Below are 14837 nucleotides of genomic sequence, written 5' to 3'. Positions count from 1 at the left end.
TTCAATAATATCTATTTACAAATCTTTTTATCTGCAAATATAATAAATAGGAAATGGCAGACTTAATTCTGATCTATCTGAAACTCTGTCTGAAAGGAGTGTCTGTTTTGAAAAGCGAAGTTTATTCTCAGTCCAGCTGGCTGGCTATGAAGGCAGCCAGCCTCTACTATATAGATGGTCTTTCCGGGAAAGAGATCGCAGGAATATTGAATATTTCTCCTTCCACAGTTTCCCGGCTTTTAACCAAATCAAAAACTCAGGGGATCATCTCTTTCCGCGTAAACGAACCCTATGCACACTGTCTGCGCATAGCAGAAGAGATCCGGACCCGGTACGGGCTCAGAGAGACTATTGTGGTTCCCGCGGAAGGCTCTTCTGATCCGGCTTCGGCAAGACATGCCGTGGCACTGGAAGGAGCCCGTTTCCTGCAGCGTATCATAGATGACAATGATGTTTTCGGTATCGCCTGGGGAAGGACGATAAACTATTTGATCCAGGTCCTGAACCCCTGCCTGAAAATTAATAATTCTTTTGTGACTCTCCACGGAAGCGTAGCCCATTGCCAGTATTCCTATGATGTAAAAAATCTGGTATCCAGGATCGCGATGGCTTTCGGCGGAAAAAAATTCTATTTTACCTCCAACGCACTCTGCAGTTCCCCCAGGCATCTTGCCGACGTGTTGTCAATGAAGCAGAATCGCATTGTCAAAGAATTGTTCTCCAGGATCACTGTCTCCGTATCCGGATGCGGTTCATTATATCCGGACATGGATTCTCCTCTTCTGGCAAAAGATTACCACTATCTGACTTCCGAAGAATGGGGGGAATTAAAGAGAAAGGGAGTATATGGTGATATTTTGTTGAGATTTTTTGATGAAAACGGCCAGGAGTGTGACACTTCTCTTAAAGACCGTACATTGTCAATTGACTTTGATGAATATAAAAAGATTCCGACAAAGGTAATTGTCGCCGCAGATAAAAAAAAGGCATATACCATGCGGGCCATCCTTCGGGGAGGCCTGGCAGACGTCCTGATCGTGGACTATGATCTGGCCAGAGAACTCCTCGAAATCTCAGACCCTGAGGCAAAGCCATTTATTCATTGATATTTTTTGTCGCTACAACAGGGATATCGGTTCCGGCCACATTTTCCAGAATGACCTGACCGATATGGACAGGAGGCCTGACCGCCACATTCTTTAACGCAGACACACATTCCATGATCTTATTTTTCGGAATGTCCCGCTCTGTCTTGACCGGTAAAACCAGATGTTCTCTCCCTTCCAGGCGCACTGTGGACGTAACGATCCTTGTCGGGGCAGTAACCTCTTTGACCGCATATTCTTTTCCCCGCCTGCATGTATATCCGGTGACAGACACTGCCTTTCCTTCCGCCATTTCCACACGGACAGCGCATCCCAGAGGGCAGCCGATACATGTCAGCTCGTGAATATTACTGTTCTTCTCTTCTTTTGGCAATCCTTTCACCCCCTGTCGTTCACTCGGACTCCAGTGTCACAAGGATATCTCTGAGGCCTCCCGCTTCTTTCAGCGCTTTTTTCGTAAGCTTCAGTTCCTCCATTTCACCAGGCGTTACGATCGCCCGTTTCTTATGCAAAACTCGTGTTCCATTGATATACAGAGAGGAATAACAGTTCTTTGCCACATCTCCTACCCGGAACCGTATTACAATATCCTCCGTGATCCTGTCTTCCTGCACAGAGGCCGGTACCGTATAGCGCACTCCGCCCCCCGAGCGCAGCCACACAGAGCGGGACGGCTCCCGTCTTTTCTGTTCTCCTCTTAAATAGGCCGCGGCATGGGCTCCCGCACGGGAAGCCTCCTCCGAGACATAATCAACCAGGTCATGCACATGAAGAACATTTCCACAGGCAAATACACCGGGGATATCCGTCTCCAGACTTTCATCAACGATCGGACCTCCCGTCACGTCACTTAGCTCTGCCCCCATCTGCTTTGTCAGCTCATTCTCCGGGATCAGTCCGCAGGAAAGGAGAATCGTATCACAGGAATAAGTCTCTTCTGTACCGGGAATGGGACGCTTCTGTCCGTCCACTTCCGCGATAGTCACTTCCTCTACGCGCTCTTTTCCTTTGATGTCAATGATCGTATGGCCAAGTTTCAGGGGAATCCCGAAATCATCCAGGCACTGTACGATATTTCTTTTCAGTCCTCCTGAAAACGGCATCAGTTCTACGACCGCCTTCACCTGAGCTCCTTCCAGAGTCATACGTCTTGCCATGATCAGACCGATATCCCCTGAGCCGAGAACAACAACTTCCCGTCCGGGAAGAAATCCCTCTATATTCACCAGCCTCTGAGCAGTCCCTGCCGTATAGATCCCCGCGGGTCTCTGCCCGGGAATGTTCAGCGCGCCCCGGGGACGTTCTCTGCACCCCATTGCCAGGATAACAGCGCCGGCCCGGATCGTTCGGATCCCTTCTGTCCTGGAAACAGCTGTGATCACCTTGTCCCGTGTTATATCCAGAACCATCGTGTCAGCTGACCAGGGAATTTCCAGTTCCTTTACCTTGGATACATATCTGGATGCATATTCCGGGCCGGTAAGCTCTTCCTGAAACGTATGCAGTCCAAACCCATTATGGATACACTGATTCAGGATTCCACCCAATTCACTGTCTCTCTCCAGGATCAGGATGTCCTCCAGCCCATGCTCTCTTGCAGACACGGCGGCGGCCAGTCCGGCCGGTCCCCCACCGATAATAACCAATTCATGCCTTTCCATCCGCTCACACCCCCTGAATCCTGTCTTTGTTCAGTCCTTTGATCAAAGCAGAACCCGGCCGGTTTTTGCATATCTCTTCCATTCCGATTCCCAGTTCTCTTGACAAAATTTCCATTGTTCTCGGGGTACAGAACCCGGCCTGGCACCTTCCCATGCCGGCTCTTGTCCTCCGTTTGATCCCATCCATTGTCCTGGCTCCCAGAGGTCTTCGGATCGCATCAATGATCTCTCCCTCTGTCACTTTCTCACATCGGCAGACAATACGCCCGTAAGCCGGATCTTTTCGAATCAGAGCCTCCTGCTCCTCCAGAGGCAGATCCGCAAACCGGATGATCCCCCTGCGTTTTGTCACATATTCTTTCTTTTCCTTCAGCTCGCACATCCCCGCCAGAATATCCCTGACATAAAGAGCGATCATAGGTGAACTGGCAAGTCCGGGAGATTTGATCCCCGCGACATCTATAAACCCTTTTGCGTCCCTTACTTCTTCAATAATAAAATCATCACCGTCTTCATGTGCTCTCAGCCCCGCAAAGGAAGTGATAATGGACCGGTACGGAATATTTTTCACAGAAAAGGCAGACATCTTGATCACCTGGGACAGTCCCTCGGCTGTCGTTGATGTGTCTTCCTTATCTTCTATATCCACCGCAGTCGGGCCAATCAGCATGTTGCCATGCACTGTCGGAGAAACAATAACTCCTTTCCCCATTGCCGTAGGCACCGGAAAAATAGTATGATGAAGATAGTCTTCAGGAATCTTGTCCATCAGACAGTATTCTCCCTTTCTGGGCATAATATGGATCTTGTTCTCACTTACCATATTATGGAAGACATCCGCATAGACTCCGGCTGCATTTATAATATATTTTGTTTGAATTTTTCCTTTTGATGTTTCCAGTTCATAACCGTTCCCGTTCTGTCCCCTGACAATATGAAGGGCCGCCTCTCCCAGTCTGAATTCAACACCGTTCGCGGCAGCCACTTCCGCGAAGGCCAGCGTTAACGTAAACGGACATATGATTCCTCCGGTGGGCGCCAGCAATGCCCCGCATACCGCATCTGCCAGATTGGGCTCCAATCTGAGAGCTTCCTCACGGTTTAAGATCCTTAATCCCTTTACCCCATTAGCGTTTCCACGGTCATAAAGAACTTTCAGCATTGGAAGAGATTCCTCATGGCTGCATACAACCATTGTGCCATTCCGCTTGTAGGGAATATCAAGCTCTTCCGCGATCTGCGCCATCATCTCCGCTCCCGGGGCATTTAATTTTGCGCACAGTTTCCCCGGCTCCGGGTCAAATCCTGCATTGACGATTCCACTGTTGGCCTTGCTGGTTCCTTCACAGATATCGGTTTCTTTCTCGAGAACACAGATCTTCAATTCATATTTGGAAAGTTCTTTTGCCACTGCGCATCCGCTGACACCAGCGCCGATAATTACAATATCATACACTTCTTTTTCCTCCAAATACGGGAAAATCACGATCAAATCCGCCTGTTTTATGGAGCGACAATAAAATCCAGCTGTTCAATAGCTTCCATAGTATCTCTGTGAAATTTGGGAAGATTACTGTCTGTTATCACCATATCAATGTCGTTTACTCCTACGACCTTGATAAAGGAAACCTCTCCAAATTTTGAACTGTCACAGAGCAGGATGACCGTCGCAGCCCTGTTTAATATACACCGCTCTGTTGTCGCCAGATTCAAGTCAGGTACCATAGCTCCTTTTTCCACACTAAACGCCGTGCAGGAAAAAAAGGCTTTGTCAATATTGATGAAATCAACTGCCGAAGCATCGAAATTCATACAGTGGAATTTATTTCTTACAAATCCTCCTACGATAAAAAGCCTGTGGGTCGTATGTTCATTGAGCCACCACGCGATCTGAAGATCATTCAGAACGATTGTCAGATTCTTCTTATCTACAAGGTATTTGGCCAGCGAAAAGATCGTTGTTCCCGCAAGAAGCGCGATCGTATCACCATCATCGATCTGATCACTGGCCAGTTTTGCAATTTTTTCTTTCTCGGCCATATTATTCGTCAAACGGTCATCCATGCTCTCTTCCAGTCCCACTTTACTTATGGACAGTGCCATAGCACCTCCGTGCGTACGACGGATCTGTCCATCTTTCTTCAGGACGGCAAGATCATTCCTTATCGTAGACGGACTGACATGAAAATACTCTGCCAGGTCGTTAACGCTGACACGCTTTGACTCATTGATATAGTCCAGGATACGGCTCTGCCGTTCCACGGCATAGTAGGTGAGATTCCGATCTTTTCCCTGTTGTCCTTCCATATTCATTTCTCCAATTCACATCTAAAAAATTTGCAGTACCGGGCTGCACGCTCCAGTCAGGCGCTATAGATTCTGTGCATTTTCTCCGCTGTCTTCTCCTCGTCCTTTCATGAATCCCCGCTTTCTGGGCTTTCTCGAAGCAACACGCTTTCCGTATTTTTCGCGTCCTTTTTGAATCTTCGCATCCATCAGATGGCGGGCATATTCCTCATCATAATTCTCAATTCTGTCAACCGCTTCTAATTCAACGAGAAGTTTCACGCCGTCCGGATAACAATTTAAGCTTATCACATCTCTGTTTACGGCGTCAACCTCAGCCCTTATACCATCCACCGTGTAGACGATCGTTCCCGCCTTGACACTGTTGAGCATAATGGCCCTCTTGTTAAAACTCTTTCTGTGCGGCCGGACGACCACGAAATTCACAGCGATCATCAGTATTAGAAAAAACAGTAATGTATAACCCATAACGACTCCTTATGCTTATGATCCTTGTTTACTTCGCACACCCCACTGTGCGATCTGAAGGCGTATACCGTCCGGTTCACAGACGATGGTAAGAAGCTCTTTCTCTACCGCCTCCACCGTGCCTCTGATCCCCTGCTGGGTAATGATCTTATCTCCCGGCACTATGGAATTCAGTTCACTATTTCTCTTTTTCTTCCGAAAATGTTCCGGCAGAATGATCCCAAAAATCAACAGGCCAATTAGAAGTATCAGGGCTACAACTTGATATAATATCTCGGTTGGCATAAATTACATCCTTTCCTAAACTTATTCTGTAAGAGACTCGATATATTCAGCCAGCTCGTTCACTGCAGCAACCTCGTCTTCCCCTTCCGCGGAGAGGACCGCCTCTTCATCCTGCCCAAGTCCGAGAGCGAGCAGCATGACAATAGATTTCACATTGTATTCGCTTTCTTCATCGACCCTGCGCAGCATGATAGCTGATGAATAAGTGTTAGCTTTTGAGACGAGCTGAGAAGCCGGTCTCGCATGAAGCCCTGTCGGATTTACGACTTTGATCTGTTTTGAGTACATGATAAACACCGTCCTTTCTTAATTTTGTTTTTCTTGAATTTTATCATGAAATTTATGAAGCCGTTCTTCTATCTCTCTGTCTGATGTCATATTCAGCACTTCCGAGGCGAGTTTCTCGGCATCTGCCAGGCTGATATTACAAATGATACGTTTTGCCCGCGCAATCGAGGTATCATTCATGCTTAATGTCCGGATGCCCAGCCCGGCAAGAAGCGGAATGGCCAGAGGATCACCCGCAAGTTCCCCACAGATACTCAGACATTTCCCCGTACCGGCAAAAACATTGACCAGATTTTTCAATACCCGGAAAACTGCCGGATGGTAATCCTGATAATAATCTTTTACAGCATGATTCATCCTGTCAGCCGCGCACAGATACTGGCAAAGATCATTTGTTCCCACACTGGCAAAATCAATCTCATCGATAATGCGGTCAGCGATCAAAGCGATCGATGGCACCTCGATCATAATACCTGTCTTTATTTCCTTATTATAAGCGATTCCTTCTTCGTCCAGCTCTCTCATGACATCTCTGATGATATCTCTGGCAGCCCGGAACTCATTAATGGATGTTACCATCGGAAACATCAGCATCAGATTCCCATACGCCGAAGCACGTAGAGCGGCTTTCAGCTGCGTCCGGAAAATCTCCTCTCTGCTCAGGCAGAGACGAAGTCCTCTGTTTCCCAAAAACGGATTATCTTCTTTTGGCAGTTCCATATAGGGCACCTGCTTATCTCCTCCGATATCCAGAGTTCTTAATACTACCGGCTTCTCCCGGAAAATCTCGGCAATTTTCCTGTACGCCTCAAACTGTTCTTCCTCCGACGGAAGTGCCTTTGCTGACAGATACAGAAATTCGCTCCGGAACAGTCCTACCCCGTCAAGGCAGGATACTTTCTCTGTTTTATCAAACTCCGCAGATGCGATGTTGATCCTCAGATCAATCTTCGTGCCGTCGGAAGTAACCGGCTCTCTTCCATAATAGAGTCTGGTAATCTCCATATCCTTTTCGACCTTCACAGCCTTTTCAGAATATGCTTCAATTTCCCCGGCCTTTGCACCTATGACGGCTTCCTGAGCTGTGCCGTCAAGCACAACACAGCCGCCGTCCTTCACCGCTCTCATAACTCCTTCCGCCCCGAGAAGAGCCGGGATATTCAGAGTCCTTGCTATGATAGCGGTATGAGAAGTCAGGCTTCCGCGTTCTGTTATGATCCCTTTGATATTGGAAGTATCCATACACAGTGTATCAGACGGAAATAATTCTTCAGTTACAATAACGCATGGCTTGTCAAGTTTTGCCAGATTTTTTTCCGGTTCGCCATAGTAACAGCGGAGCAGGCGCATCTTTACATCCTGCAGGTCGGAAGCTCTCTCTCTGATCAGTTCATTTTTATTCTTCGCAAACAATTCGCTGTACTGGTCAAAGATCGCCGCAATCACGCCGTCAGCATAATAAGAGCCTGTCCGGATCATCTGCCGGACTTCCGCGTCAATGGACGGGTCATTTAGTATCTCTCTGTGGGCATCAACAAAATCAGCATTTGAAGAATTTTTCGCCTTTAAAAAATTCCCGAGATTCTGCAATTCTTCCGCGGCTTTTGCCTTTGCGCTTTCATATTTCCCGATTTCCGTCTCCGGATCCTCTCCTTCATACTTGCGAACCTCTGCATCACAAGTAAAAGGAACATACTTCATAACCTCTCCGATTACGATCTGAGGAGAGGTGGAAACTCCTTTCACCTTCATTTTTACACCTTCTAAAATTACATTTTCTGACTGGTTGTTACACGAAACTACTAGTAATTTCTCATTTCATTCTCACTTTTTATTAAAGTTTATCACTTTTTATCATTTTCAGCAAGTATTTTTGTATTATCAGATATAGAAAAAAAAAGATTTTTTTTGTGAAATATAGATAAATTTTTTTATAATTTTTCTTACTATTTATCACTCTGCCTGCTCCACCTGGACAATTTTTATCTGAAGCTTTCTTTCCTTATCTCATCCGCATGTCTCATAAAATCGAGTAGGAGGGAGTGATTAGCTCCCGTCCTCTCACAGCACCGGACGTACGGTTCACGTATCCGGCGCTTTCAATAGTTGACGTGCAGAGACTGATAGGCTACGGCTAAGTCATAAAAGCCCCAGTTTATCAGTCTTTCTTTACTTAATGCCCAGTTGACCGCCTTGTTTCCTGCATTAAACCAGTATCCTTTGCGGTCGTAGACTATCGTTGCCGCATAATGGCTGTACACTCCCAGTCCTATCAGTTTCCTCATTCTGGTCTTAGGCAGTTTCCACTGCTTCCAGATACACATCCGTATCCGCCGGTACAGCCATCCGTTCAGGCCTTCGATGTTCTTCTTCATGTCCGCTGTCCCGTAATAATTCAGCCATCCTCTCATGTAGACTTTTATCTTTTCCATCGTTCGGATGATACTCCCGCATCTGCTCCGGGAAGTGAGCTGGCGCAGTTTCTCCTTGGCTTTCTTCCATGACTTCCCATGGACACGGATATAGAGCCCTTTCCCGTTCTTCCCAAAACAGAAGCCAAGGAACTTAAAATTTCGGATTGCGAACACGCTGACTGTCCGGCTCTTTTCCCGGTTCACTTTCAGCTTTAACGTTTCTTCCAGATATTTCGTACTGCTCTCCAGCAGGCGTTCCGCCGCGCGCTCACTTTTCGCCAGCAGTACGATATCGTCTGCATAGCGGATGCACGGCACGCCCCGTCTGCGAAATTCCCAGTCGAATTCATTCAGATACACGTTTGCTAAGAGTGGGGATAGATTTCCTCCCTGCGGGGTGCCTTCCTTTGTCTCTGTTACAACACCGTTCTCCATCACTCCACTTTTCAGGTATCGCTTTACCATCTGTATGACCCTTTCGTCTTTGACCTGCTTTCTCAGCAGGTTCAAGAGGATTGTGTGATTCAGCGTATCGAAGTACTTCGACAGGTCAAGGACGACTGCCCTGCTATAGCCCTGTTCGATGTACTCTTTTATCCTGAAAATAGCGTCTTTTGCCCCTTTTCCCGGTCGATAGCCAAAACTGTCCTCCGAAAACAACCGCTCATAGATTGGCATGAGCTGCTGGAGCATTGCCTGTTGGATGATACGGTCAATGACGGTAGGGATTCCGAGTTTTCGTATCCCGACCTCCGGCTTCGGGATCTCCACACGTCTGACCGGAGATGGGGTATATTTCCCCCTTCGGATTCTCTCCGTCAATTCTTGATTATGTTCCCTCAGCCATGGCAGTGCCGCTTCGATGGTCATCCCGTCGACTCCCGCCGCTCCCTTGTTCGCCTTCACTCTTTTGTAAGCCCGGTTTAGGTTATTCTTGTCCAGTATCTTACCTAAGATGTCTGGCTCTGCACTGTCCCTTTCCTTCCATATCCGGTTGAATGAGCGGTGCGCTCTCACATACCCTTTGCGTTCCGCGCTATCTCTTTGTGAGCAGCTTTCTTTGTTTTCTGTACCCATCCTGCCCATTCCTCCTTTCCCAGTCGTACTAAGAACTCCTATTGATTCGGCCCTTCACTAAAAAAACAGTTACTATGGCCTCTGCTGACTTCTGTATGTTCAGCGTTATCTCCTGATAACGGTTACTCCTTTCGGAGCGTTCCATACAGATCTCCCTGGGTACCACACGTTTCTTTCCCTCCATCCATCTGCCGCATTTACTGCACATGATTCCGTGTAGCTATCGGGCTTCATCTTGTGTTGCAGACTTACCCTCATGCACAGCCTTCTATACGGTTTCTGTCCGTCAGACCAGAGGTTTGCCCGTGGGTTAGTAGGTTCCCCACATCCGGCTTCCTTCAGATTTGCAGTCACCTGCAACACCCTTGCCTTCGGCTATATCCTTCCCGCTACCGGGCGGATTCGGGACTTTCACCCGTTAGAAACGTGCGCCGCCAGGCGCACAACCACAAAAAAAAGTCTTGATAAACTCAAGACTTTTTATTATGCGGAAGATGGGACTTGAACCCACACGACACGAATGTCACAAGATCCTTAGTCTTGCTCGTCTGCCAGTTCCGACACTTCCGCATTCCATATAAATGTGGCCGACAGGCCTTTCGCTGTCGGCCACAAGTGATATAATACTATGTCGTGAAGAAAATGTCAACAGTTTTTTAGCCGTTTATGAGATTTTCGGGATTCCCGCAAACCCGGCCTGAAGTTCCTCATCTGTAGGAATATGGTCGCTCATCTTACCGTCGTGGAACTTCTCATATGCATACATATCAAAATATCCGGTCCCTGTCAGTCCAAAGAGGATCGTCTTCTCTTCCCCTGTCTCTTTACATTTTAAGGCTTCATCAATAGCGACCTTGATCGCGTGGCTGCTCTCCGGAGCCGGAAGGATACCTTCCACCCGGGCAAACTTTTCCGCTGCCTCAAACACTGCCGTCTGCTCTACTGCGCGCGCCTCCATATATCCATCATGATAAAGCTGAGACAGAATTGAACTCATTCCGTGATACCTGAGGCCGCCGGCATGGTTCGCGGACGGGATGAATCCGCTTCCAAGAGTATACATTTTTGCCAGCGGGCAAACCATTCCGGTATCGCAGAAATCATACGCGAATACACCTCTTGTCAGACTCGGACAGGATGCCGGCTCCACGGCAATAAACTGATAATCAGCCTCTCCTCTGAGCTTTTCTCCCATAAACGGAGAGATCAGTCCGCCCAGATTAGACCCTCCTCCGGCACAGCCGATGATAATGTCCGGCCGGACACCGTACTTATCCAGAGCCGTCTTTGTCTCCACTCCGATGACCGACTGATGAAGAAGGACCTGATTCAATACACTCCCCAGAACATATCTGTATCCTTCGGTATGTGTAGCCACTTCTACTGCCTCGGAAATCGCGCATCCCAGGCTTCCTGTCGTCCCCGGATGCTCTTTCAGGATCTTTCTGCCGACCTCTGTGGTCTCTGACGGAGACGGGGTAACACTGGCCCCATAAGTCCTCATCACTTCACGGCGGAACGGCTTCTGCTCATAAGAGCATTTTACCATAAACACTTTGCAGTCCAGATCCAGATAAGCGCATGCCATAGATAGCGCCGTCCCCCACTGTCCTGCTCCTGTCTCTGTGGTAACGCCTCTGAGCCCCTGCTCCTTGGCATAAAATGCCTGCGCGATCGCGGAATTCAGCTTATGACTCCCACTCGTATTGTTTCCTTCAAATTTGTAGTAAATCTTTGCCGGAGTCTGAAGTTTCTCTTCCAGACAATAAGCCCGGACAAGTGGAGACGGCCGGTACATTTTATAAAAGTCCCGGATCTTCTCCGGTATCTCAATGTATCGGTTGTCATTATCCAGCTCCTGCTTCACCAGCTCTTCACAGAATACTCCATCCAGCTCTTCTGCTGTCATTGGCTTTAAGGTACCCGGATTTAAAAGTGGTGCCGGCTTATTTTTCATATCGGCACGGACATTATACCATGTCGTCGGCATCTCACTTTCTTCAAGATAGATTTTGTAGGGGATCTTTTTTTCGCTCATGCTGCTTCTCCTTTCCGGGACTCGAACCTTCCATACAATAAAATAAGCCCTCGTCCCATACAATTAAATTATTGCAGGGACAAGAGCCATTATTCATATAACTCCTGCGGTGCCACCCAGCTTGGTGCAAATCTTACACCCACTCATGCATACCAACATATGCGTCCTTTGATAACGGAGTACTCTCTCCGGCCTGCCTACTTTCACGTTCAGCTCGCCCTCAGAAGCCCATTCACCTCATGTCTGACATACCGCAATCCCACCGCCTGCGGCTCTCTGTGAAGCAGCTCATTGAAGTTACTTGCTCTTCCTCATCGGTTTAAGAGAACTTTAGCACTTTGCAAAAAAGATGTCAACACTTTTTTTGAAATTTTTACTCCGTCTCTTCTTAATCTTTCTGAGCGCTCCAGATCTTGTCAGCCTTTTCAAGCACGGAGGAGGGATCTTGATAAAATTCATCCACAGGTTCAAACTGTCCATAGTAAACTGCATCGATCTCGTCTGCGCTGCCTAATACCGTCAAATTCTCACTCCCGTCATCTCCGAAAAGAGGACGCACATATTTTGACCATGGCGTGCTGTAATAATACGCGATCACAATCGTCTTTTCTCCTTCATCCGTCTGTACTGTTATCGGGTCATGGCCGACATATCCTTCTTTATCCTGTGAGTCACAAGAAAGATACAGGTACTTTGAATCTCCCACCTCTACTTCTTCCACCCATATTTCTCCCGCCTCATACGGTATGATACTTTTCGGAAAAACCAACAGCGCATACACCCCCAATACCGCAGCCAGCACAGCCAGCGCTGTACATATGGAAACGATCACTTTTTTTCTGGAAATCCTGTTCCTGATCTTTTTCAGCACTTCCGCCTCTGCAAACCGCTGAGCCCTGCTGGCCGGAAGGACCACATCCTTTTTAATGCAGGCAGCTTCTTTCCGGCATCCAGAACAGGACTGAAGATGCTCCTCCACCAGCTCTTTTGTATCGTCGCATACCACATCATCCAGATACAGCGGAAGCATATCACGGATAATATTACAGTTGATCTTTTTCATTTCTGGTTCATCTCCTCCATATATGTCTGAATCATTTTCTTCGCCCTGTAGAAAGTAACCCGCGCCCATCCGGAACTTTTTCCGAAAAGCTCTCCGATCTTCTCAAAAGAAAGTTCTCCGAAAACGCGAAGACTGAATACTTCCTTGTAAGGTTCTCTCATTTCATGGAGGAACTGATGGATAAGAAAAGCACTCTCCCCATCCGCAAGCTGTTCTATGATGCCCGGGCGGCCATCCGGCATTTCCTCCGGCTGTCCGTCCTCCGCATACACATGTCTTCGCCTGCAGACTCTGTAATATGTATTTCTCGCGATCACGAACAGCCATGCTCTGATATCCTTTGATCCGTCAAAAGAATCCAGAGACTTCATAACCTTCATGAACGTTTCCTGCGCAAGCTCCTCCGCCGTGCCGGCATCAGCGGACAGACCTCGCAGATACAGGTAGACATCTCTGAAATACTGTTCATAGATCTGTTCTATATCCATTCTCCTGTCCTCCCTTCACTCTATCAACTCACAGAGCCGGAAAATGTTACAGGAAAATGAACAGAACACCTAATATCTGTTGTGAACTATTTCTGCAAAACACATAAAGTCCTTCAGTTCAATAAACCTTCCGTCATCCAGCACTGCCTTACCGCTCATCTTTCCAAAAACCTGGTGTTGATCGGAAGAAACAATAAACGCGGACATCCTGGCAGACCGGTCCAGCACCGGCTCGAACGCCATCTCGAACCTGCCGTCACTGGAAGTAAATGTCCAGGATTTCATGAGATCGTCCTCCGGAATATGGAAGAAAACGTCATCCAATTTATGTCCGGTCCCGTCATAGAACAAAATGTTCTCTGTAGCGGCAGACGTATCTCCAAATCCGCATCCGATATTAAATCCAAAAGGCTTTTCTCCCAGTGTGCCATTCCCGGATCCCCAGTACCATGTATTGTCGTATGTCCAAACACCCCTTCCCCAGTCCAGAGTTCCATAATCCGTCTGAGGGCTGAACCAGTAAGTCCGGCCGTCATAGGACATATATCCTTCCGCCCGCATACAGTTGATCTTCTGATTGTAATAAAATGCGTTCTTCCCCTTCCAAGGAGTAGCGATGTTCATGGTGTCCATATCCGGCTGTTCCAGGGAAATCTCACAGAAAAACGGTTTCCCCTGATAAAAATCTCTGAAATCACAGGATATCATCCGTTTCCCGGGTTCCACACGAAATTCCATTCTAAGCCGTCTGTCATGAAAAACAATATTTCCGCTCCCCGAGGAGGAAGGCATCCTCATTTTTCCCATCGGGAAGGGAGTCACAACCGTTTCCGTATGTTCCCATTTTTCCTTAAAATTCAAAAGAGACACTGACTGCACACCCATATACCCGTTATCAGACAAAGTAAATGCCGCTCCGTATTCCTGATTCATTACCAGATAGTAATCCCACTCCTTGATCCGGAATCCCGGAGCAGTGATCTTGCTCCTGTCATATTCCCACAGAGGGCTCCTGGCCCATCCCGGCTCACTGATCCTTCCCTGTCCGTCAAGCAGCGGCTGCCTTTGCGTCACTTCGTGATTTCTCATACCTGATACTCCCCGTATTCTTATTTCCCCTCAGTTTCTAAAGGCCTGTCATACTCATCTCATTTCTCACTAAAAAGAGAAAAAGCCCGAATCCCAACCGGGACCGGGCTTCCTGTTTCTATTTTACTACGCCACTTTCTCTTTTGCAAGAGCAGCCAGTGTGGCAAATGCTTCCTTATCATTTACCGCAAGCTCTGCCAGCATCTTTCTGTTCATATCAACATTCGCCAGCTTCAGACCATGCATGAACTTGCTGTATGACAGTCCGTTCATTCTTGCGGCCGCATTGATACGCGCGATCCAGAGCTGTCTCATCTGACGCTTGCGCTGCTTTCTTCCGGCGTAAGCAGATGTAAGAGCTCTCATGACAGACTGTTTTGCCACTCTGTACTGTTTGGAACGAGCTCCCCTATATCCTTTTGCCAGCTTCAGTGTTCTGTTATGTTTCTTCTTAGCGTTCATTCCGCCTTTGATTCTTGCCATTTCTTAATCCTCCTTCATCAAAACCAGTTATCCGTAACCGTCTCCACCCGGCATATAGCCAGACTGATAC

At 47.6% G+C, this 14837-nt stretch carries 15 protein-coding genes and 1 tRNA gene; 1 reads left to right on the top strand and 15 read right to left on the bottom strand.

Translation table 11 applies throughout. From position 1 onward, the window contains the following. Positions 1-53 precede the first annotated feature (53 nt). Positions 54-1106: a sugar-binding transcriptional regulator gene (locus BQ7367_RS10975; RefSeq protein ID WP_072525473.1), complete on the top strand. Its 1053-nt coding sequence runs from the start codon at positions 54-56 to the stop codon at positions 1104-1106. Here BQ7367_RS10975 and BQ7367_RS10970 read toward each other — a convergent pair. From BQ7367_RS10970 to rplT, 15 genes are all read right to left on the bottom strand, one after another. Then, positions 1096-1398 carry a DUF1667 domain-containing protein gene (locus tag BQ7367_RS10970; protein WP_072526185.1) on the bottom strand — a complete coding sequence of 101 codons (303 nt, stop codon included), beginning with the start codon at positions 1396-1398 and terminating at the stop codon, positions 1096-1098. The two genes, BQ7367_RS10975 and BQ7367_RS10970, sit on opposite strands and share 11 nt — an antisense overlap. A 100-nt stretch (positions 1399-1498) precedes the next feature. After that, positions 1499-2767 carry an NAD(P)/FAD-dependent oxidoreductase gene (locus tag BQ7367_RS10965; protein ID WP_072525472.1) on the bottom strand — a complete coding sequence of 423 codons (1269 nt, stop codon included), beginning with the start codon at positions 2765-2767 and terminating at the stop codon, positions 1499-1501. Positions 2768-2771: 4 nt separating this feature from the next. Next, positions 2772-4223 (bottom strand): NAD(P)/FAD-dependent oxidoreductase, encoded by a 1452-nt coding sequence (locus BQ7367_RS10960; protein WP_083588974.1) that lies wholly within the window; start codon positions 4221-4223, stop codon positions 2772-2774. Between the two features lie 47 nt (positions 4224-4270). Beyond that, positions 4271-5074 carry a DeoR/GlpR family DNA-binding transcription regulator gene (locus BQ7367_RS10955; RefSeq protein WP_072525470.1) on the bottom strand — a complete coding sequence of 268 codons (804 nt, stop codon included), beginning with the start codon at positions 5072-5074 and terminating at the stop codon, positions 4271-4273. A gap of 63 nt (positions 5075-5137) precedes the next feature. Continuing rightward, entirely contained in the window at positions 5138-5542 is a 405-nt protein-coding gene (locus tag BQ7367_RS10950; RefSeq protein WP_072525469.1) for a preprotein translocase subunit YajC, read from the bottom strand. A gap of 15 nt (positions 5543-5557) precedes the next feature. Continuing rightward, entirely contained in the window at positions 5558-5827 is a 270-nt protein-coding gene (locus tag BQ7367_RS10945) for a preprotein translocase subunit YajC (RefSeq protein WP_072525468.1), read from the bottom strand. A gap of 21 nt (positions 5828-5848) precedes the next feature. Then, positions 5849-6115 carry an HPr family phosphocarrier protein gene (locus BQ7367_RS10940; RefSeq protein WP_072525467.1) on the bottom strand — a complete coding sequence of 89 codons (267 nt, stop codon included), beginning with the start codon at positions 6113-6115 and terminating at the stop codon, positions 5849-5851. 18 nt (positions 6116-6133) lie between these two features. Beyond that, positions 6134-7867: a phosphoenolpyruvate--protein phosphotransferase gene (gene ptsP, locus BQ7367_RS10935; protein WP_072525466.1), complete on the bottom strand. Its 1734-nt coding sequence runs from the start codon at positions 7865-7867 to the stop codon at positions 6134-6136. 347 nt (positions 7868-8214) lie between these two features. Continuing rightward, positions 8215-9606 carry a group II intron reverse transcriptase/maturase gene (gene ltrA, locus BQ7367_RS10930; RefSeq protein ID WP_072525465.1) on the bottom strand — a complete coding sequence of 464 codons (1392 nt, stop codon included), beginning with the start codon at positions 9604-9606 and terminating at the stop codon, positions 8215-8217. A gap of 486 nt (positions 9607-10092) precedes the next feature. Then, a tRNA-Leu gene (locus BQ7367_RS10920) sits at positions 10093-10176 on the bottom strand. Positions 10177-10270: 94 nt separating this feature from the next. Then, a complete protein-coding gene (locus BQ7367_RS10915) occupies positions 10271-11644 on the bottom strand; it encodes a TrpB-like pyridoxal phosphate-dependent enzyme (RefSeq protein WP_072525463.1) in 1374 nt (457 codons plus the stop codon). 388 nt (positions 11645-12032) lie between these two features. Next, complete coding sequence (locus BQ7367_RS10910) at positions 12033-12707, bottom strand: zf-HC2 domain-containing protein (protein WP_072525462.1); 675 nt, start codon at positions 12705-12707, stop codon at positions 12033-12035. Beyond that, a complete protein-coding gene (locus BQ7367_RS10905) occupies positions 12704-13195 on the bottom strand; it encodes an RNA polymerase sigma factor (protein WP_072525461.1) in 492 nt (163 codons plus the stop codon). Before BQ7367_RS10905 ends, BQ7367_RS10910 begins: the two co-directional genes overlap by 4 nt. Before the next feature lie 69 nt (positions 13196-13264). Next, positions 13265-14284 carry a DUF2804 domain-containing protein gene (locus tag BQ7367_RS10900; RefSeq protein ID WP_072525460.1) on the bottom strand — a complete coding sequence of 340 codons (1020 nt, stop codon included), beginning with the start codon at positions 14282-14284 and terminating at the stop codon, positions 13265-13267. 126 nt (positions 14285-14410) lie between these two features. Then, positions 14411-14767, bottom strand: coding sequence for a 50S ribosomal protein L20 (gene rplT / locus BQ7367_RS10895; protein WP_072525459.1), 357 nt, complete (start codon positions 14765-14767; stop codon positions 14411-14413). Positions 14768-14837 lie beyond the last annotated feature (70 nt).

This window comes from Clostridium sp. Marseille-P3244 (assembly GCF_900120155.1).
GTDB lineage: Bacteria > Bacillota > Clostridia > Lachnospirales > Lachnospiraceae > Mediterraneibacter.
This window is presented reverse-complemented; position numbering and strand designations above follow the sequence as displayed.

Bases quoted from the DNA above. Each gene is read 5' to 3' on its own strand.
- BQ7367_RS10975 (WP_072525473.1), top strand. From the start codon at position 54: ATGGCAGACTTAATTCTGATCTATCTGAAACTCTGTCTGAAAGGAGTG.
- BQ7367_RS10970 (WP_072526185.1), bottom strand. From the start codon at position 1,398: ATGGCGGAAGGAAAGGCAGTGTCTGTCACCGGATATACATGCAGGCGG.
- BQ7367_RS10965 (WP_072525472.1), bottom strand. From the start codon at position 2,767: ATGGAAAGGCATGAATTGGTTATTATCGGTGGGGGACCGGCCGGACTG.
- BQ7367_RS10955 (WP_072525470.1), bottom strand. From the start codon at position 5,074: ATGGAAGGACAACAGGGAAAAGATCGGAATCTCACCTACTATGCCGTG.
- BQ7367_RS10950 (WP_072525469.1), bottom strand. From the start codon at position 5,542: ATGGGTTATACATTACTGTTTTTTCTAATACTGATGATCGCTGTGAAT.
- BQ7367_RS10945 (WP_072525468.1), bottom strand. From the start codon at position 5,827: ATGCCAACCGAGATATTATATCAAGTTGTAGCCCTGATACTTCTAATT.
- BQ7367_RS10940 (WP_072525467.1), bottom strand. From the start codon at position 6,115: ATGTACTCAAAACAGATCAAAGTCGTAAATCCGACAGGGCTTCATGCG.
- ptsP (WP_072525466.1), bottom strand. From the start codon at position 7,867: ATGAAGGTGAAAGGAGTTTCCACCTCTCCTCAGATCGTAATCGGAGAG.
- ltrA (WP_072525465.1), bottom strand. From the start codon at position 9,606: ATGGGTACAGAAAACAAAGAAAGCTGCTCACAAAGAGATAGCGCGGAA.
- BQ7367_RS10915 (WP_072525463.1), bottom strand. From the start codon at position 11,644: ATGAGCGAAAAAAAGATCCCCTACAAAATCTATCTTGAAGAAAGTGAG.
- BQ7367_RS10910 (WP_072525462.1), bottom strand. From the start codon at position 12,707: ATGAAAAAGATCAACTGTAATATTATCCGTGATATGCTTCCGCTGTAT.
- BQ7367_RS10905 (WP_072525461.1), bottom strand. From the start codon at position 13,195: ATGGATATAGAACAGATCTATGAACAGTATTTCAGAGATGTCTACCTG.
- BQ7367_RS10900 (WP_072525460.1), bottom strand. From the start codon at position 14,284: ATGAGAAATCACGAAGTGACGCAAAGGCAGCCGCTGCTTGACGGACAG.
- rplT (WP_072525459.1), bottom strand. From the start codon at position 14,767: ATGGCAAGAATCAAAGGCGGAATGAACGCTAAGAAGAAACATAACAGA.